The sequence below is a fragment of the Streptomyces mesophilus genome (assembly GCF_011044995.1).
Classification (GTDB): domain Bacteria; phylum Actinomycetota; class Actinomycetes; order Streptomycetales; family Streptomycetaceae; genus Streptomyces; species Streptomyces mesophilus.
In genome coordinates this window covers 1-19,187 of record NZ_JAAKZW010000155.1, presented here as the reverse complement: position 1 = coordinate 19,187, position 19,187 = coordinate 1, and the positions used below count along the sequence as shown (strand labels likewise).

Here is a 19,187-nt window from a genome sequence, read left to right as displayed (position 1 = left end):
GGAGGGGGAGTGGTGGTGCTGTTCCTCCACGGGCTGCGCGGCACGGTTCTCTTCGCTGTAGTGAACTGTCGTACTCGCTTCAGGCATGGGAGTTCCCCAAATGGCTTGAATGGTGGTGAGTTCAACGCGCCGAGCGCCGTTGCAAGTGAAACTATGTGTTTGCTTGCGCAACGGTCAAGGGGGTTGCGGCACAGACTTTCCCAGCGGGACGCGCATCTGGGCCGACCGGCGGGCTTCGCGCAGGTGAGAGCCACCTCAGGCGTCCGGCCCCGGTCGCGTGCGAAGCGACCACACACAACTTCCGTGCGGCATCTACCCGTTGGGGCCGGGCGAACCGCGCCAGATCGGCCCGTACGCGATGTCCGCGCGCCTCAGCATTTTGCGGGTGGCCCTGATGCGTCTGCTGGGCCGCGGCCTCTGTGATGCGGATGTCTTCGCATCCGGGCCGGCCGCCCCGTACAGGAGGCGGAGCGTTGATGGCGGTGTGCCGTTCGGAGTTCATGCGTAGCCTTCCGTGCGGCGGTCGGTCTGCTTGTTGAGGTCGATTTGGCCGGCGGCCTGGGTAACGAAGGCCCGCAGGCGGTCGAGTTGGCTGTCGGCGGTGGCGGCTGCCTTGTCGATGGGTTGGGCCTGGGCGTTGGCGAGCGCGGCGTGCTCGAGCGCGGGCCGGTGTGCGGGCCGGGCCCAGCGCTTGAGGTCGTCGTCGAGGTGGGGGCCTTCGAGGAGCAGCGGGCCGATGCGGCGGCCGTCGACGGTGAACGAGGCGTAGTGGCGGAACTGGTCCAGGGCCACGACGCGCTCCGGGCTGGGGGAGTCGCCCCACTCGGCGGTGATCGCGGCGATCGCTGCGCGGGAGCCGGTGGTGGTCGACAGGCTGGAGGCGTTTTGCAGCAGGGACAGCTGCACGGGCCGCGGGAGGCGGGCCAGCAGCTGGGTCATGCCGTGCACCCGGAGTTTGAATTTGCGGAACTCCTCGACCATTTCGGCGAAGGTTTCCGGTGAGGCCCCGGTCAGGGTGATGAGCTCGTCGAAGTACAGGCGGAACGGACGACGTTGATCCTCGGGTGTATCTCTGCGGGAGCGGCCGGCGCGCAGTAGGTCGCGGGCGAGCATGGTGAGCAGCAGCCGGTCGTTGGGGGTGTTGCCCGGCGTGCATACCCAGATGACCATCCCGGCGTCCATCGCGGCGCGGATGTTGTAGGTGCCGACGCCTTGGCCGAGGAAAGCGCGGGTGACGGGGTTGCGGCCGAGGCGGCCCAGCGGGTTGAGGATCACGTTGAAGGCGTCCAGCGGGAGCGTCGGGAAGGTGCTGGTCCACCAGGCGTGCGTGTCCGCGTCCAGCCGGCTGCCGGCGACCGTAAGACACGCAGTGCGAAAGCCTGCGTCGGTGAGGAGCGGTCGGATGTGGAACAGCGTGGCCTGATCCTGGGCCCGGTCCTGTTGGCAGGCGGCCTGGTTGACCGCGACCAGCACGGACACGGCCTCGGTCAGGATCGTCAGGGCGCGGGGCGCTTCGACGTCCTGCCAGCCCAGCATCGTTGCGAACGCGTCGACCACCGCATCGGCGACCTGCACGCCGGCCGGGTGGCGGTGCATGTCGATCGGATTCCACGAGCTGACCCGTGCCTCATCGCCGGCGACGGTCAAGTCGATGAGGGCGATGCGCTGGGCGAGTTTCTCGTGCGCGAGGAAGGTGGAGGCCCGCGCCCACGAGTCGCGGTGCGGGTCGATGAACAACAGCCCGCCCCCGCCGTGCGCCACGCTGATCGCCTGCGCCAGTGCTCGTTCCGTCTTACCGCCGCCGGCCTTGCCGACCGCGACCTCGAACAAGGTCTGCTCTGCCCGGGTGGCGACCAGCCGCCGGCGCCCGTCCGGGCCGCGGTAGACGCCCTGCAGCAGCAACTTGGGGTCGTCGAAGTCGAAGGTGGGCAGCTCAGCCTCGAGCACCGGTAGCCGGGCGTGCCGGGTAGGCGGTTTGAACAGACCGGTCAGCTCGTCCAGGCGCAGCCAGTTGGGGCGCGGCGCCCGGCACTGCCCGGTCGCCCACCGCTGCTCAAATGACGTGAGGAAGGGCCAGCGGTCCGCGCCCACCCGCAGCGGACCGAACGTGAACCCGCGGGGGGACAGTTGCGCCCGCTCGCCGAACACGTCCAGGCCGGCCATCACCCGTGCCATCCGCGCCTGCGCGCGGCCCTGGGTGTTGGAGGAGCACTTCACCAGGATCTGCACCCGCACCAGTTGGGCGGACTCGGCGAGCTTGCCGAGCGCCTCGTCCCGATCCAGCCGGTGGGGCGATGGCATCACCAGCCCCCGCCCACCCGCCTGCGCGGTGCGGCCGCGGGCGAACAACCGCTGCATCTGGTGGCCGATGGAGTCGTCGATGACTGCCGCATCGCGGCGTGCCCACCGCGCGGCCTGCTCCGCCTCGCGCCGCTCGCGCTGGCGTGCCGTGGCCAGGGCTTGGAACCGACGGGTGCGCAGCGCCCACTTCGGGGCCTTTTGGAGATCGATGCAGATCTCCGCCAGGTCGCCGAGGTCCGCGCGAAGGTCGGCGACTCCGTCGATGAGCGGCTGCAGCGGATCCGGCTCCAGCGGCACCTCCCGCAGCGTGGCGATGGGATCCCCGCGTACCACGCACTCGGCCCGTACGACGTGCTCACGCTGCTCGTCGAGCAGGGGCTCGGCCTTCTCGATGCGCACATCCGGACCGAACGCACTGATCGTCAACAGGCGCTCCGCGCCCGCCGGGCCCTCCACCCGCGTCCGGAACGGGCTGGTGCCGTCCGCGCGGAATGCGAGCCGCACCACCTTGCTGCGCCGCGGCGCCCACCACGGCTGCATCCCCGACGCCCGAGCCAGCTGAATGCCGCGACGGAAGATCTCCTCCAGACTCGGCTCGAAGTGCTTGGCCGGATACAGCTCCAGCGCCATCCGCTTCTGGGACGCCTTGGCCGCCAGATGCCGGACGAGAACCTCGCCGCCCGCCCACAACGAGGCGCTGATGGCAACCAGGAGCCACCAGTGCTCCCGCAGCCACACCACGACAGCGATCACGGACCGGGCAAGGTCGAGACCCCAGCCTGCCGGGTCCTGACTGGCCTCTACGACGGCAGCGGTGTCCATATGGCCTCTCCCTTCTTGGAGGTGCGGGTGAACGTGATGTCGGTGATGCGGCCGTCGCTGTAGGTGCCGCCGCGATCGGCGCCCGCCCACACCAGGTGCACCAGCGCCTCATCCGGTGAGCTCCCGCGCCGTGCAATGGCCGCTTGGACTCGCACGCGGCTGAACGCCGGCGCCACGGCGCCCTGGCGCGCGAACAGCTGCGGCCACCTCGTACGGCCGAGCCCACTGACATCCGCGATCAGCACCGACCGGCCCGCCGCCACCAGCTCCCGTTCCGTGCGTGCGGGAAGGTCACGCGGCCAGGTTCGCTCGAGCAGCGCCTGAATCGCCGGATCGGCAGCCCGGCCTTCGCCGCGCGGCGGCAATTCCCGCGAGGCCTCGCCGGGCGCAGTTCGGTTCGCCGACGCGTGTGCGGTGCGCGAGCCCGCCGGACTGGGGGAGGGGGACAGTTGCTCACCGGGCGCTGTTTGGGCCCTGGACATGTTCGAAGACGTGAACAGAAGGATGGCGCCGATGGCGCAGACCACGGCACAGCAGGCCATGGGCCAGGGCGACTTGAGCGATGTCGACTTCTTGTTGGTCGTCACAGGAGGCGTGCCCCTCCCGCGTAGCCGGACATGGCGTCGACCGGGTCCAGGCGCACCTTCGTGCCGGGGCGGGCGGCGTTGACCATCTGTCCGCCGCCGACGTAAATCCCGACGTGGTAGATCGTCGAGTCCCGTTTCGGGGCGTAGCCGTAGAAAACCAAGTCCCCCGGCCGTAGCGCGCCCTTGCCTGCCGATTCGGGTATCCGCTTGCCGCTGCCGGCCTGGGCGGCGGCGGTGCGCGGCAGGCTGATGCCGGCCTGGGCGAACGCGTACACCGTCAGCCCTGAGCAGTCGAAGCCGTTGATGTGCGCTCCGGACTTGCCGCTGGGCGAGCAGCAGGTGCCGTACGACGTGCCGGACTTGTTGCCGCCGCCCCACGAGTACGGCACCCCGCGTTGGGCGAGCGCCGCTGCGATGACGATGCGGACCTTCTTCGGCGACCTACTCAGATCGGGGCCTTTGGCGGCGGCCTGGTACTGGCTGATCCAGTTCGACACGTTGTCCACGTACGCGTTCGACCGGTTGTACTGGAAGATCGCCGCCCGCAGCTGGGCCTTGTGCGTGAGGTCGCGGCCGCCTCCGCACAGGTAGATGGCCGCGCCGAGCGCCGCGTCGTACGCGTTGTGCGGATCGGCAGTCTCGTCACCGTTGTTGTCCTTCCCGGCGCCCTGCCAGGTGGAGGGCAGGAACTGGAACGGGCCGACGGCTCGTTCACCCGTGGCGGTGCCGTCCCATTTACCGCCGTCGGTATCGGGGAAGACGCTCGTGTTGCCGCCCGCCCCGGAGCCGTTGAGCAGCACGCCGACGATCTTGGGCCGGATGTCGCCGCTCGAAGCGATGGTGCGGCCGGTGGCGTGGTTGGACTCGACCTTCGCGATCCCGCCGAGGATCGGCCACGCCATGCCCTTGCATTTGGTGACGTGCCTGGTGACATTCTCGGCGGCCTTCTTGTATGCGGCCAGCATGCGCGGCGGGATGTCCGCCGCACTGCCGGCTTCGGCGAAGTCGTCGTCGCTGCCGTCTCCTTCACCCTGCAGCGCAGCGAGCGCACTGAGCCCGCCGGCGATCGGCGCGGCACAGCACACCGCGGCGAACATCAGCATGAAGATCAGACATCCGCAGCGTCCCCACCGGCGTCGCCGCGGGTGCGGCGCGTTCACGAGGTGTCCCCGTCGTCATCGCGGCGCGTCCGCTGCCGGCGGATCCGGTCCGCGTCGGGCTCGACGCGACGCCTCAACCGCTCAAAGCGCGCGGCTGCTTCCTCCCGCGAGCTGGTCTGCGGCGTGCGCCCGCCCGGCAGGACAGCCCCGCCCGACGACGAGAACGGCCTCGAGGGCGACGTCCGCGGCGCGGAGATGCGCCGTGACCCCATCGGCGGCCAGGCACTGCGCGGCGTGTCATCCGGCGGTCCGACATCCGGCGGCGGTTCGGACGCGGCGCGCACGGCCGTCGCGGAGTGGGACGAAGTAATGGACAAGCGTCGGGAGGTGAAGGGCCCGTCGCCGCCGTGGTCCGTGCCGTGCTCGGCGAGGTGACGCCCGGTCGCGCCGACAGTGGCATCGGACCAGGCGCGGCCGTCCTGCTGGACGGTGTTGCGCCACACGTTCCACTGCTGGCGAGCATCGGAGCGCAGATCCTGCGCGTGCCCGCGGCCGCGCCGGGTGTTCGCCGCCAATCCCACGGTCGACCCGTACGCCACCCGCCCACCGCGGTGCAGGATCCGGTAACCGCGCAGCCGCACCAGACGGTTGTGCGCCCGGGTGGACAGCAGAGTCCGGTCCGACCCCTGGGTGTGTAGCGGGTGGCCGTCCGCGTCGTTGATCTTCCCGTCGGCGCCTCGGTAGCGGTCCTGCGGTCCGCGCCGCAGCCCGTCATATCCGCCGGCGACGCTGCCCGGGTCGCCGTCCGCGGTGGGCTTACGCCACCGCTCCAACGCTTCGGCTCCGGGATGCTTGCCGACGGCCAGGCCCCAGGCGCCGCGCAGCCCGAGCCGCGCGCCAACCGACGCCAGACCGAGTGGGGCAAGTCCGCGGCCCGCTTCGCTCATGCCGGCGCCGAGCATCCGCTGCGGGTCGAACGGCATCCCGGCGCCATCCGTCATCGCGCCGAGGTGGCCCATCAGCCGGTGGCGGGTACCGAGCGCCCCAAACCCTCCGCCGCCGAAGGCCCTGCCACGCAAACCGCCGCCGTACCCGAAGCCGCCGCCCGCGCCGACGCCGTTCAACGCGAGTGCGGCACCGATCTCGGAGGTGTCGCCGGGCAGATGGGTGCCGCCGACTTTCGCGAACCGCATCCGCACTGCCATGGAGCGGCCCATCTGCGAGATCCGCGCCATGATCCACCGGTGGAACACCAGCCCCAGGAACGCGAGCACATCGAGGAGCAGGATCCGCTCGGCCACCAGGTCGGGGCCTTTGGTGAGCGCGGTGTCGATGGCCATGCCGAACAGCGGCAGGAACATACAGACCGCGAACATGGCCGCCACCGACACCGCGAACAGGGCGAGCCACTTCCAGATCACCTGCCGGTTCGGGCCGGGCAGCATGCCCCACACGAAGGTGATGCCGCCCATCGTGGCGGCGCCGATGTCGGCGCCCTCGGCGCCGAGCAGCGTCATCGCCGACGACAGCAGGATTGCGGTGATCATCAGGACGGCGAAGAGCAGCAGCAGCGCGGAGCAGACCCGCCACCAGTCCGCCTCCTTCGCGTAGGCGGCGGCCGCTTTGCCGACCGGGCCGGCCTTCTCCAGGTCCTTGAGGAACACCTGGAACTGGCCGTCCTCGTCACTGATGACCGGGCTGACGGTGTCCAGGAGTTCCCCGCCCGGGGTGAGCTCCGGCAGTTTCGGTGAGCCGTCGCCGACGTTGCCTTCCTGGCAGTACTTCTTCGCTGGCCCATAGATCAGGCTGCAGGGGTCGTCGCCTTCGGGAACTTGGTCCTTGTCGTAGCCGCCGACCACCCACTTCAGATGCAGGGCATACGCCTTACGGTCGGCAGGCTTGGACGGGTCGAGGATCCGGCCGTACTGGAGCAGCATGTACGGCTTGACGACCAGCGCGTTGGTGGTGGCGTCCTGGAGCGGCCGGGCCACCTCGGACGGCATGATCTTCTCGTCGCCGCGGCGCTGTTCACACGTCTGTTCGGCAGCGCCGGTGGAGGTGGAGCACTCGTCGAGTTCCTCGGCGGTGATGTGGCCGCCCCAGTTGTAGTTGCCGACCGCGGTGTGTGCGACTTCGGCGGCTGCCTGCTGGCTCTGGGCGAGGGGACCGTTCTCTGCCAGGAGGTAGTCGGGGCGTACGAACATGGACGCGGCGAACGCTGCGATCACCAGCGTGAGACCGATCTCGCCGAGGCCTTTGCCGACCTTGCCGCGCACGAACAGGATCAGTCCGAACACGAACGCCCACGCAAGCATCAGCCCTTTGAGGCCGAGGGTGTCGACGACGATGTCGTTGTAGACGTCGGCGATCTGCTGCGCGGGCTCGGCCAGCATGCTGATCAGCGGGAAGCGGAACGCGAACTCCACGGCCCAGCAGCCGAGTCCGACCAGGACCTGGATGAGGGAGAACAGCCCGGACAAGGCCATCGACGCGAACTGGCTGCTGAAGTCGACGAGGGACCCGCCGTCCGCGTGCAGCTCGTAGCCATTGATCGGCACACCCTCGGACGTGGTCACGTTCAGCGGGGAGAGAAGGTCTCCGCCGGATCCGCTTCCTGCGGCGTATGCCACCTGGGTGTTGACGATCAGGAACACCACGGTGAGCACCGCGACGTGCCGTACGGTGCGCCATGTTCCCTTGTCCGGGCGCCACATCACGGCCTCCGCGGAGCGGTGCGGATCCGGTACACGCTGAGCGCTGCGATGCCGGCGGCGGGCGGCAGCAGCATCCAGGCGTCAACCGCGGTGAACTCCGGCGCGGGTGCGGCGCTTTGCAACGCTCCGCGCGTGCAGTAGTCGCGGGCCGGGCCGACGATCAGGGCACACGGATCATCCGCGTTGCCGCTTGCCTGGGGCGTAGACGAGGCGAAGGCCTGCCCGGCGGTGGGCCACCAGCCGTCCGGCACCCCGAGCCCGACCATGCCGGCCACCGTCAGCGCGGCGGCCGCGACCGCGGCGACAGCGAGGCCGATCGCACGGCTCCGCGTCCGGTCCCCGATACGGGTGCTCATCGTGCGCCCTCCTTCTCCAGGCGCGTCCCGGCCGGCCGGTGGGCTGCGCCGGGCGCCGCGTGGCGCGGGGATCGCGTTGCCGTGGTCTCTTCGGGGGTGGTCTTGATGCTGTCGGCGATCCGCGTGACCGGGGGGATGGCGACCTTGATGCGGCCGGTGTTCATCCGCGGGCCGGTCAACAGGACTTCGCCGGCGCGGGGGTTGTTCTTCAGCGGTGTCCCGTTCGGGCCGCGCCGGACGGGGGAGAGCTTGGTGGTCACCAGCTCCACAAGTTCCTTGTTGTCGGGGTCGAGGCCGATGAACTCCAGCGCCCGGCGGGCGCGCTTCTTGTCGGTGATCCGCCCCAGGGCGCGATACGCCATCAGGCCCCGGTCCGGGCCGAGTTCCTCCTCGTCCTGGGCGGCGGCGATCAGGCCGGCGCCGTGCTTGCGGCCGTCGTGCAGGAACTCGGAGACGAGCGCGGAGCCTTCGGCGGAGTTGGTGAGCCACCACAACTCGTCTGCGGCCAGCGCGCAGAACCGGTTCGCGTCGCTGAATGCGACCTGCCGCGAGATCGCCGCGATCAGGTAGAGAACTGCCCGGCCGATCAGTGCCTCGAGTGGCTGCTGGTGCAGGACCTCGATGTTCCCGAACGCCTCCTTGGGCGGAAGGGTCAGCCCGGTGGTGGTGAACACGATCAGGTCCGAGGTCATGTGCTGGTCGAGCCGGACCACCGGCAGCGCCGGGTCGAAGATCATGGCGGCGAGGGGGTTGTGCGCGACGATGTCGAGCATGGTGCGTAGTGAGGCGGCGGTGTCGCCGAGCGATCCGCCCTGGCCTGCTATCTGCTCAACGGCATCGAGTACGAGCCGCATAGACGGCTGCGCCGATGCGGCGGCCATTTCGACCGCCCGGTGCAGCACGCCACCCTGCGAGCTCATCGGCCCGATCACCATCTGCAGCGTCAGGTAGCTCAGCGCGTAGTGCGAGGCCTGCGGATGCCCGGCGAAGATCCGCAGCGGGTCGATGGACAGCTCGGCGTCGACCACGTCGATGATCTGGCAGCGGCCCGTCGCGGCGGATCGCGCGAACGTCGCCCACTCCTTGAGCGGGGTGCGGTCGATGCAGATCGCCCGCTCACCACGGTCGACCACGCCGATGGTGAGGAGCTTTTCCATGACGCTTTTGCCGCCGCCGGGGTCGGCGACGATCCCGAAGCTCGCGGAGGCGTCCGAGCGCGGCGCGTTCGCCAGATTGATCATCACGGGGCGGGCGGTGCCGCAGTCCAGATCGAAGCCGATCAGCTGGCCGTTCGGGTCGCCGATCTCGATCGTGGTGAACGCCCCGCCCATCGCCCAGTCCTCGCTGAGCTGATGCTGGGTGAACTCCTTGACCGCCTGCGGTCGCACCGTCGCCGGCAGGGCGAGGGTGAACAGCGCTTCCTGCAGACCGGTCGGGCGCACCGCCCGGTAGTCGAGCTTGCCCAGCAGCGCCGCAAGGGACCGGGCCCGTGCGTCACACAGCTCCACGGTCGGCCCCCACACCGTCAGGGAGGTCACGGATTGCACCTCGACCTCGACTGATGTCCGCGACAGACGGGCGTCGAGCTCGCCCAAATCCTTGGCGGCCTGCAGTAGCGAGGACGGCATGCCGGTGGGGCGGGCGTCGTACTGGTCGGCCTGGTCGACGAGTTCGGTGCGCTTGCGCTGCACCTGCGCCTTGGCCTTCTCCGCCTCCACCAGCGTGAGGTCGATGACGTAGTCGACCGGGTACTCCAGCACCTCCAGCTGCGCGAACAGGTCCGCACTGTCGGCGGCCACGGCCGGCGGGCACTCGGCCAGCGCCAAGTGGGCCTGGAATCCGGTTCCTTGCTGGGTCTCCACCTCCAGCCACCGGCGCACCAGCGGCGACGACTTCGCGCCCTGCTTGGCCCGCCCGCGAGCCGACTTACGGCGGTCCACCACCTCCAGGTCTTCGTCCGAGGTGGGGCCGGTGCCGCCCTCGGCGATACGGACCTGCCCCAGCTCGGCATAGCTCGGCGAGCGCAACGTGCCCCCGCGGACCTGCCCGCCATACAGCCCGCTTGCCTCCGCGTCGGCGAGCAGCGGCTCGGCCAGGCCTCGGTGGATGGCGTGCTGCACCATCCACACCACCTCGGCCGGCCGCGCCGGCCGCAACGGGATCGCACCCGACAGCTGCGCCTCCACCTGGGCGGCCTGCTCCTGGTAGGAGGCGACCTCGTCACGATGGACCGGCTTGGCGCGCATGCCGAGCGAGGTGGACAGCTCCGCCCACACCGCGCCCGCAGCCGCCGACACGTTCAGCCCGCGTCCCTCGGCCTTGAGCGGCACCGCGAGCCACAGGGTGCGGCGGTGCATCTCCTGGTACTCCAGGACACTGAGCGCCGCCTCGACACTCTCCACCCACGGATGCACCCCGTCCGGCGTCAACTGCGCCGCATCCGGGTCCACACCGTCGACCATGGCCATGGCGACCTCACCCGGGTCGACCTGCGCACACAACCCGAACAACCTGGGCGCGCCGGACAGCGAGCGCACCAAGTGCGTGACCCGGCCCAGCAGTTGCTCGCGAACGGCGGCCGGCACATAGGTGCCCTGCACCATCTCCTCGCCCTCACCCGTCTCATCCGGGTCGGGGTGCAGCCGGTAGACCGCCCACACCGTGCCGTGCGTGGACCACACCAGATGACCGGCGATGTGCCGGATCGGCACCCTCACGAGGCACGCTCCTTCGACAGGGCGGCCGCGCGGGCCGCGAGCCGCTGCACGGACGACACCGGCCCGGTCGACGGGCCGGCCGCATTCGGTGCGCGGCGCGGAGCCTGGCCCGCGGGCCGTGGCTGCCGGTCAGGGCGCGGGCGTGGCGGCCGCGAACTGGTGGCCGCACGGCGCTGGGGGCGCTCAGGGCGCACCGGACGTACGGGAGTCGTACGGCGACGGGGACGGCGCCGGTCACCGGATGTGGGGGAGGGGAGGTCTTCGATGACGAACCCGCCCAGCAGCGGTTGCGGCCGCTTGTCCCGGGCGGGCTTCCCGCCGATCTGCCCGCCGGCGGGTTTGCACCAGAGCGTCACCCAGCCGCCGATTGCGGCGAGCGGAGCGCGGCCGGCGATGCGAGGGCGGCGTACCGCCCAGATCGCCAACAGCCAAGTGACAAGAGGGAGTGGGCCCAGTGCGGTCCACCACGACACCGTCATGATCAGCAGCAGGGCGCCGAGGACCGCGACAGCGATCTGCGCCGGGTTGTAGGGGCCGAACCACAACCGGAAATCGCCGATCTTGCCCAGCACCCACGGGTGGCGGCGCGCCGCGGTGTAGAAGCGGCCCACCCGCTGCGCGGCCTCCGCGCTCACAGCGCACCACCGCTGTCGGGTGCCGTACCCGTTCCCGCGACCGGGGGAGCGATCACCGCAGGCGCACCCTCGGTGCCGGCTTCCTTGATCTCCGTCTCGAACATGCCAGCGAGGTCGTTGCGGGCTGCGTACAGACCGAGCGCGATGATCATCAGGAGGAGGGCGCCGATGCCTGCCTTGATGGACATCCGTCGGCCTGCCTCGAGCGCGACGATGACGATCAAGATCGCGACTAGGGCCGCGGAGCCCCAGTCCTTGAGCATCTCGATGAAGGTGTCGCCCAGGTTCTGCAGCGGACCGGCGAGGAGAACGCCGTTCACGATCCGTCACCGCCCGTGCCCGTCGCCCCGGACAGCAGCGCGGCAACCTCCCAGCGGCCCGCCCGCGTCGACATCTCCAGCTCGTACGACAACGGCCACTCACCGGACGCGTCGGTCGCGGTCACCTCAACAAGGAGGCGGACCTTCGTGCCATCCGCAGGCACCTGCTCGGCGGCAGCCGCATCGATGTCGGCCGTAGCCTCCTGGACCTGGACCTCCTTGTAGCCGGCCGAAGTCACCCCATCCAGTGAGAGCCCCGGTGCGAGGTACCGGTCGACCTGCCCCTCGCCGGACAGATACGCCTTGAGGAACTCGCCCGCGGTGCGGGTCAGTTCACTGTCGGACGGCAGCGACACCCCGTACGCAGAAGCGGCCACCTCGGCGGTCACCGGACCAGCGACTCGGCCGGGCGCCTCCTCCACCGCGAACGCGCCGCCGCTCTTGTCGGCGACGACGGGCACTGCGAAGTAGCGCACCGTTCCGTCCGGGTACTGCGCAGCCACCGTCACAGACCAACGGCCATCGCGATGCTGCGCACTGCGCACCGCATGCACATCGCGCACCGGCTGCGCATCCGCGACCGGACCCGGCAACGCGACGGACGGGGCCATCGCCTGCGCAACGCGCGCCTGCGCATCCGCGTCCTTGCCGCCGCTGCGCAGCCACGCGGCGAGGAACACCTCGGCGTACCCCGACGGATCCGCAGGCGCGACGGGCAGCTTCACCGGCGTGGGCTTCGGCGCGGCCGACACGGTCGACGAGGGCGACATCACCGCCACCGTGAGCGCGAGCGGGCCGGTCGCGAGCGCGCCCAGCACGACCAGGCGGGTCAGCCGCACCCGGCGGTACATCGTGTGCAGGACCGCCCCCGCAGCCGTGGGAGGCGATCCGTCGCCTTCCCGGGCTTTGTCTGCAGGACTCATGCGAACTCCCAGGTCAGAAAAGTCTGTTGCTGACCTCGAGAAGACCCGCGCACCCCGACCAGACCGTCGACCAGTCGCCCCCGACCGGCATCACGAGACGGCCACAAAACACTGGTCGGGGTAGTGGTCGGCCCGACCAGTACCCCGACTACCCTGCTCAGGCCGCCGCCCGGTCTGCCTCCGCCCCACACCCGCCGCATAGGACGGGGTGCACCGTCCCGGCAGTCCTGGTGATCACCAATCAGGGGGTGCGAAGCGCCAGCCGAGCCATCGCGACCGATGCGCAGTACCGCACCGCGCATCACAACCCACGCGCCACTGCACAGGGTGCGGACCGCTGCGCAGCGGCGTGCGCAGCGCACACCGGACGCCACAGCAGAGGCACTGCGCAGCCGGACATCAACGTGTCCGACTCAGCTGCGCAGCCGTCGGTGCACACGGCCCGCCGAGCACAGGCCGGTGCGCAGGATGCGCAAACTGACTCGGCTGAGGGCCTGTTGGCGGTGGGGTGCGCGTCGGTCGCCCCGACCAGCGACCTCGGCGTGCGACGTCACCGGATCGTGACGCGTGGTCGGGGCACGCGGCCGGGGTTCTGGTCGGGGCTGCCCCGTGCACTGAAACCCATGAGCCTCGCGTCAGTCCTGCGGTTCAGCGCCGCAGCCGTTGCCCGACTGCACCCGGCAGTCCCTCCGCGGTCCGCCAGCGCCTCGCACGATGCCGCCAGTGAGGGCAGCGCACGATGAGCGGCTTCGGGCACGGCGTCCAGCGCGGCGCGATGGCCGCGGACCACTTCACGCAGATCTCCAATGCCCTGTTCCGCGACCCGCGGTTGAGCTTCAAGGCCAAAGGGATCTTCGGGTTGATCTCCACCCACCGCGACGGCTGGTGCATCACCGTGAGTGAACTCGCGCGCCGCGGCCGCGAGGGACGCGAAGCCGTCGCCAGCGGGCTGAAAGAACTCGAGCAGCACGGCTACCTGACCCGCGAACGCGCACGCCGCCCGGACGGCACCCTCGCCGACGCCGTCTACGCCATCACCGACATGCCGGCCCACCTCTACGACCTCCTGGACACGCCCACCGCCGAGCCGCGAAGAACCCCCAGGTCAGAACCTAAAACGGGTTATCCAGCACAGGCTGAACCTGCACAGGCTGAACCGGCAACTAAGAACACCAGGCTCAAGAAGACCAACAAGCAGAAGACCAACAAGCAGAAGACCAACCCCCATCCGTCCGTCCGTACCGCGCGCCCGCGCGAGACGGAAACGGGACGGACGGACGGCAATGCCCTCGGTATTCAGGTGCTGCTCGCCATCGGCGCCCGACGCCCCGAACTCCTGCTCACCGGACAGGCCTTGCACGACCAGGGCCAGGTCGTCACCGAGATGCTGCGCGACGGATGGACCCTCGAGCAACTGGAGCACATCATCACCGGCTGGCCACTGCCCGAGCCGGTCCTCACCTCCGTCGGCGCGATCATCGCCGCTCGCCTGTGCACCGCACGCACCACACCACCGCCCGCGAGCGCACCCGCCCGTGAGCACCCCGCGCCGCGCGCCGAGTGGACCGCCGCGGACCGCACCGTCGCCGAAGCCCTCACCCTGCGCGTGCTGCCCGAGTGCGCCGGCTGCGGACATCCAGGCCCCGCACCCGACAGCAACCTGTGCCCCGCCTGCCTCGACTGGCCGTTCTGCCGCACCTGCACCGGGCCCAGCCGGCGCCGCGCCCACCCCGAAGGCACCGGCCATTGCCTCACCTGCGCATCGCACCAGGCTGCTGCCTGACGAGACCTTGGAGCTGCTGATGGACCTGAAACTCGACCGCGATCGGACGCTCTGCTGCGCGTGCTGGATGGGCTACCACTCGTGGCGCAGGATCGTGTGCACGACCGAGTCACGCCACTTACCGGCCTTCTGGATGTGCTCGCGCAAGGTGTAGTCCTCCGCCATGCCAGCCTGGGCCATGGTCTTGGCGGAAGCCGCATTCGCCGGCGAGCGTGCGCCCCAGATGCGGTGCAGCTCAAGCTCGGCGAACCCGAGTTCCAGCAGCAGGCGCACCGTCTCCTGGCCGTAGCCGACACCCCACGTATCGGGGCGCAGGGCAAAGCCGATGGTGGCTGCCTGGTGCTGATGGGGGTCGATTGCCAGGCGGGCGAACCCGATCAGCTCCTTCGTATCGCTCTCCTGCACCGCGAGCGCGTACTCGCCGCGTGGGGTGCTCCGGGACGCAGCGATCGACCGAACGATGACATCCGCCACCTGCTCGCGCGAGCGTGGCTCGAACGACATGTGCTCTGCCACCTCGACGTTTCCGTAGATCGCCAGCACGGCGTCTACGTCATCAATCGTGAACTCGCGGAGCTCCAGGCGCTGGCTGCTGAGGCGGACCGGGTGCACGTTGCTGGCCTCCATCTTCGGCCGGGAGTTCATTGGGCGCGCGAGCTACTGCTGGGCCTTCGGCTCAGTCCAGTAGTCACCCAGCATCTCGGTCGGCCATGTCGGTTGTGTGACTTCGCCGCGGGGGCCCATTTCCTTGAAGTACGCCACGAGATGGAGCACTGGCGTGCCATCTACGGCGTCAAGGTCTTCGACGTGCAGATCGCGGCCCTCGATCTTGAGCAGCCGGGGATGGGAAACGGCGATCTGTGCTGGGTGCCGGTGGTTGTGGTGTGCGTACGTACCCGTCTTGGGGTACTGCGGGTCGTTGCGGGCATGACGCGCCCCGAGATGCACATCGTCGGGGCTGGCCTTGTGGAACTTCCAGACAACCTCGAGGTGAGAGAACTCCTCCACCCCCTCAAGGGTGGACAGCGGTTGGTCCGCGTTCAGCCGGATGATCGACTTCACGCCGCCCCAGTAGTCGTCACTCACTTCCGTGCGCTCGCTGACGACGGTGGCGATCGGCTTCAGCATGTAACCCTGCGCGGATTCGGACATGGACGGCCCCTCCTCGGTGGTCAGTCAGGGATCTCGTCTCAGGTCCCCCTCGTCATGCTCCGGTCACGCTACCTGGCGCAAGACGGCGGCCGTTTTGACTTCCAGATCCGCGATTGCGGGAATCCCGCGGTAACGGAACGGGCTGATCGTTCGGCGCATGGTGGTGACCGTGTCCAGTGCCCGCCGGGACTGCACCCCCTCCATCGCGTCCAGTGCCCGGTCGCGCAGGCTGCCTCGACTCCGTCCGTCCGGGCCTGCACAGCCCCCAGGTATCCCAGGGTGACCGCGTGCGCTCTGGCGTACGCCGTGGCCTTACAGGTGCGGACCGAGCGCTTGAACTCGCACTGGGCGCCGGCGAAGTCACCGATGTCCCGAAGCGTGCACGCGGTCTCGTGCGCGAGGTAGCCCGCCACGAGGTCACCGTGTCACTCCCCCGGGTCACCCCGGTTGCGAACAGCTCTTCGTGCGGATTCCTGCTGTCGTAGGGCGCGAACGGCGATCAGGAAACCATCCACGCCCTCAGCGAGCAGGGTCAGCAGTCCTAGCCCCAGGAAGGGCCGCATCCTCCCAGAGTCTCGACAGCTATCTGCTCAAGACGCTGCTGGTGAAGACGACGCTGCACAACCAACTCCTCCCGCCGCATATCGAGTTCAGCTTGGAGGTTCCTGATCCTGTCGGAGAGCAGGTCTGTCACCTCCACGCTGATCGCCGGAGACGCTCCGTGGCCGCCTTCGTCGGGGCTCTCTCTCGCTCTGTAACGCCATGCCCTCATCCAAGTCTGGCGCCAGACAGGAAGTTCCCTTTCTGGGATGCCACAGATCTCAAGGAAGATCATGAACTGGGCGAGTTCCAGCGTTGCTCGGCCGCGGAGCATTCGCTGCACCGTGCTGCGGGGTAGCCGGCCGAGACCAGCTCGGCGTTCCATTTCCGCGACCGGTATTGCTCCGCCCTTGTAGTAGACCTCGCGCAAGGCCTCCAACAGGTCTGCCGGTTCAGTGATCAGCTCAGGCGGCGGAACGTGCGGCCGCCGAGTGGGGGAGAGGTTGCAGTGCTCCATCCAGCGGGCGTCCCGCCATAGATCGCGGCCTACGACTACATCAGCGCCGCATGCACGGGCGTAGGACTCCACCACCTGCAGGCGAGGGATTCGTTCTCCTGTGGTCGCCCTTTGGAGGGTCGTCGCGGAGTATTCGGTCGCTGCCGCAAGCTCGGAGTACGACAGCTCAGCCGTGCTGCGTTGGTGGCGGAGCCAAACTGCCAGCTGGCTAAGGGCCTTGTTGGCAGTTACGACGGGCTTCTCTTGGCGTCCCATGCCGCTCTCGCTCAGAGTGCGCTCGGCGCCAGCGGCGCGCGACGGGCGAGATAGGTACCAACGATCCCGGTGCCGGTAAGGATCTCCAGGGCGACGAGGGTTGGCGTTCCGGCGAGAGTCAAGGCGACGGCCGCGATGACGACGATGATGACGACGGAGGCCTCTGCACCGTTGAGGCGTATCGGCGTGCCCGTTTCGACGCAGAGGGCGGAGCGGGGTGCGCGTGGGTGCTCGTTCATGGGTACTCCCGGATGATGAGGCGGTGGCGTACAGCGACCCCACCGGCTGCGAACTCCATGCCACTCCCGGGCGCTGCCAGGCACCCGGTTATGTGCACGCCATGGTGCCCTAGTGGCCCAACGTCAGGGGGTGTTGGTGGCCACTGGGGGCGGGATTGATTCATCTACGGCCCAACTGCATTCTGACGCGGGCTGACGCCGCGTGGGAGTGAGGCGGCGTCAGCCGCTTGACCTGGGACAACGCACCCGAGGCATCGGACCCTGTTGCCCATTTGGGCAACAGGGTCTAGTTGATGCAGGGGCAGCCCTTGTTTGCTTGATGTGAATGCCCAGACGTGCAACGCTCCCTACCTAGGGAATGTCGGGATGAACGAGCCACCCGGAATGTGCTGCGGACTCCAACTTCCATCAGCAGAGTGGTCCGACTGACACCCACATCGTGTGCCAGCACGAGGGTGTCCCACGACGAAGGGCGGACCCTTGTGGGTCCGCCCTTCGTCGTGGGCCTCGTCGGCCGGCTCGTGGGCGAGGTGCGACGACGGCGTTGCTGCGGTTCTTGCGTCCCGCCGCGCGGCTGAGGGTTTTGTGGCCGCCGCCGTCCGGGATGCGGCCGAGTTTCTTCGCGTCGATGTGGACCAGCTCGCCCGGCCGGGCCCGCTCGTAGGGGCGGACCGGCTCGCCGGTGGCCCGATCCAGGGTGGCCAGGGCAGGCAACTGGTGGCGGGCCAGGATCCGCTGCGTCGTCGAGGCGGCGATGCGGCAGCGGACGGCCAGCCGCAGGGGCCCGATGCGATGTTCCTGTCGCAGCCGTATGACCTGCGCTTCGATGGCGGCCGGCGTACGGCGCGGTTGGTGGTGCGGGCGGCTGGATCGGTCACACATTCCGTCCTTGCCCAGTTGTCGGTAGCGGCTGGCCCAGCGGGCTGCGGTGGTGTGGCTGACCTGGAACTTTCCGCAGCCTGGTGCAGCGGCCAGCCTTCCTCAACCACGCACCGAGTCAGACGCAGCCCCCAGTCGGCGGCAACGGGGCATTACGGTGGACCATGAGGGCCTCCTGACATTCGGCGTCGATGTCGCAATTCACACCGAACCCAGAAGGCCCTCACCCATGCAAGACCACCCCGCTGTCACCAACGCCCCCGGGCAGCACACCTAGACGAGTAGTTCCGATTTCGGGGTTCTCAGACGAGGGGAGGGTGTCCAACATCGGGTTGTGACGACCGATTTAGACACCCTCTTGACGGCACTGTACGTGCATGTCGATGACCGTTTGAAGACCCCGCGGTGGCGTGGGCGTCCGCCCCTGCTGACCGACGCCGAGCTGGTGACGCTGGCGGTGGCCCAAGCCGTGCTGGGCTTTCACTGTGAGGCCCGCTGGCTGCGCTTCGCCCACGCTCACCTGCACCGGATGTTCCCGTACCTGCCGCAACGGCCGGCCTACAACAAGCGGCTACGAGCGGCTCTTCCGCTGGTCAAACGGGCCATCCGGTCGCTGGCCGCGGACTGCGACCTGTGGCTGGACGATGTGTGGATCGTGGACTCCACACCCGTCGAATGCGCCCGTTCCCGGGAGACCGTGCGCCGCTCCGATCTGGCCGGCTGGGCCGGTTACGGCTACTGCCGCTCGCACTCCCGCTTCTACTGGGGCCTGAAGCTGCACCTGGTGTGCACGCCAGGTGGTCTCCCCGTCACCTGGGCCCTGGCCGATCCGAAGGTCGACGAACGGCAGGTGCTGGCCGCCCTGCTCGACGCCGAGCCCGAACTTGCCGCCGCCCGGCCAGGCTTGTTGATCCTGGCCGACAAGGGCTACATCGCCGCCGAACTCGACCGGTTCCTGACCGCTCGCGGGGTGAGTCTGCTGCGGCCCTCCTACCGCAACCGCGGCACCCCACGGCCAGGAGAAGCCCAGCTCAAAACCGTGCGACAGCTGATCGAGTCGGTCAACGACACCCTCAAGGGCCAACTCGACCTCGAACAGCACGGCGGCCGCAGCATCGAAGGCGTCGGCGTCCGAGTAGCCCAGCGGATCCTAGCGATGACCTGCGCAATCTGGCACAACCGCACCATCGGCGCACCCATCACCAGGTCACTGATCGCCTACGATTCCTAATCTCGTTGTCAAGCTGCGACTGTGACGGGTGGTATTGCCTCGTAGCACCGTCCGTCACGGAGCAAAGCCCACAAGACATTCACGCGCCGTCGGGCGAGGGCAAGGACTGCCTGGGT

15 protein-coding genes and 1 pseudogene are annotated in these 19,187 nt (G+C 69.4%); 2 read left to right on the top strand and 14 right to left on the bottom strand.

Features of this window, described 5'->3' with window-relative positions; genetic code table 11:
- Nucleotides 1-498: 498 nt before the first annotated feature.
- Genes G6045_RS28305 through G6045_RS28265 form a run of 9 tightly spaced genes read right to left on the bottom strand, consistent with a single transcriptional unit; the run spans nt 499 to nt 12,475 of the window.
- Nucleotides 499-3,123 carry an ATP/GTP-binding protein gene (locus tag G6045_RS28305; protein ID WP_165334960.1) on the bottom strand — a complete coding sequence of 875 codons (2,625 nt, stop codon included), beginning with the start codon at nt 3,121-3,123 and terminating at the stop codon, nt 499-501.
- The gene (locus tag G6045_RS41660) at nt 3,102-3,710 is read right to left on the bottom strand and encodes a hypothetical protein (protein ID WP_328707931.1); all 609 of its coding nucleotides are present in this window, start codon (nt 3,708-3,710) and stop codon (nt 3,102-3,104) included. Before G6045_RS41660 ends, G6045_RS28305 begins: the two co-directional genes overlap by 22 nt.
- Nucleotides 3,707-4,807, bottom strand: coding sequence for a C40 family peptidase (locus G6045_RS28295; protein WP_235968353.1), 1,101 nt, complete (start codon nt 4,805-4,807; stop codon nt 3,707-3,709). Before G6045_RS28295 ends, G6045_RS41660 begins: the two co-directional genes overlap by 4 nt.
- Before the next feature lie 59 nt (nt 4,808-4,866).
- Nucleotides 4,867-7,524, bottom strand: coding sequence for a hypothetical protein (locus G6045_RS28290; protein WP_165334958.1), 2,658 nt, complete (start codon nt 7,522-7,524; stop codon nt 4,867-4,869).
- Nucleotides 7,524-7,880: a hypothetical protein gene (locus G6045_RS28285; protein ID WP_165334957.1), complete on the bottom strand. Its 357-nt coding sequence runs from the start codon at nt 7,878-7,880 to the stop codon at nt 7,524-7,526. Before G6045_RS28285 ends, G6045_RS28290 begins: the two co-directional genes overlap by 1 nt.
- Nucleotides 7,877-10,597, bottom strand: coding sequence for an ATP-binding protein (locus G6045_RS28280; RefSeq protein ID WP_328707930.1), 2,721 nt, complete (start codon nt 10,595-10,597; stop codon nt 7,877-7,879). Before G6045_RS28280 ends, G6045_RS28285 begins: the two co-directional genes overlap by 4 nt.
- The gene (locus G6045_RS28275) at nt 10,594-11,232 is read right to left on the bottom strand and encodes a hypothetical protein (protein ID WP_165334956.1); all 639 of its coding nucleotides are present in this window, start codon (nt 11,230-11,232) and stop codon (nt 10,594-10,596) included. Before G6045_RS28275 ends, G6045_RS28280 begins: the two co-directional genes overlap by 4 nt.
- Entirely contained in the window at nt 11,229-11,552 is a 324-nt protein-coding gene (locus G6045_RS28270) for a hypothetical protein (RefSeq protein ID WP_328707929.1), read from the bottom strand. The genes G6045_RS28275 and G6045_RS28270 overlap by 4 nt, the downstream gene beginning before the upstream one ends.
- Nucleotides 11,549-12,475, bottom strand: a complete 927-nt coding sequence (locus tag G6045_RS28265; RefSeq protein WP_165334955.1) for a conjugal transfer protein — start codon at nt 12,473-12,475, stop codon at nt 11,549-11,551. The genes G6045_RS28270 and G6045_RS28265 overlap by 4 nt, the downstream gene beginning before the upstream one ends.
- Nucleotides 12,476-13,214: 739 nt before the next feature.
- Between G6045_RS28265 and G6045_RS28260 the strand changes: the two genes are divergently transcribed.
- Complete coding sequence (locus G6045_RS28260; protein WP_165334954.1) at nt 13,215-14,258, top strand: helix-turn-helix domain-containing protein; 1,044 nt, start codon at nt 13,215-13,217, stop codon at nt 14,256-14,258.
- Between the two features lie 72 nt (nt 14,259-14,330).
- Here G6045_RS28260 and G6045_RS28255 read toward each other — a convergent pair whose 3' ends face one another.
- The 5 genes and pseudogenes from G6045_RS28255 to G6045_RS28235 form a co-directional block, all read right to left on the bottom strand.
- Nucleotides 14,331-14,870 carry a GNAT family N-acetyltransferase gene (locus G6045_RS28255; RefSeq protein ID WP_165334962.1) on the bottom strand — a complete coding sequence of 180 codons (540 nt, stop codon included), beginning with the start codon at nt 14,868-14,870 and terminating at the stop codon, nt 14,331-14,333.
- 45 nt (nt 14,871-14,915) lie between these two features.
- Entirely contained in the window at nt 14,916-15,410 is a 495-nt protein-coding gene (locus G6045_RS28250) for a TrmO family methyltransferase domain-containing protein (protein ID WP_206344268.1), read from the bottom strand.
- Between the two features lie 541 nt (nt 15,411-15,951).
- On the bottom strand, nt 15,952-16,722 hold the full coding sequence (locus G6045_RS28245) for a helix-turn-helix domain-containing protein (protein ID WP_165334953.1): 771 nt from the start codon (nt 16,720-16,722) through the stop codon (nt 15,952-15,954).
- Between the two features lie 11 nt (nt 16,723-16,733).
- A complete protein-coding gene (locus G6045_RS28240) occupies nt 16,734-16,961 on the bottom strand; it encodes a hypothetical protein (RefSeq protein WP_165334952.1) in 228 nt (75 codons plus the stop codon).
- Between the two features lie 543 nt (nt 16,962-17,504).
- Nucleotides 17,505-18,006, bottom strand: a pseudogene (locus tag G6045_RS28235) (leucine zipper domain-containing protein); the annotation flags it as partial.
- Between the two features lie 168 nt (nt 18,007-18,174).
- Here G6045_RS28235 and G6045_RS28230 point away from each other — a divergent pair.
- The gene (locus tag G6045_RS28230; protein WP_165334951.1) at nt 18,175-19,071 is read left to right on the top strand and encodes an IS982 family transposase; all 897 of its coding nucleotides are present in this window, start codon (nt 18,175-18,177) and stop codon (nt 19,069-19,071) included.
- Nucleotides 19,072-19,187 lie beyond the last annotated feature (116 nt).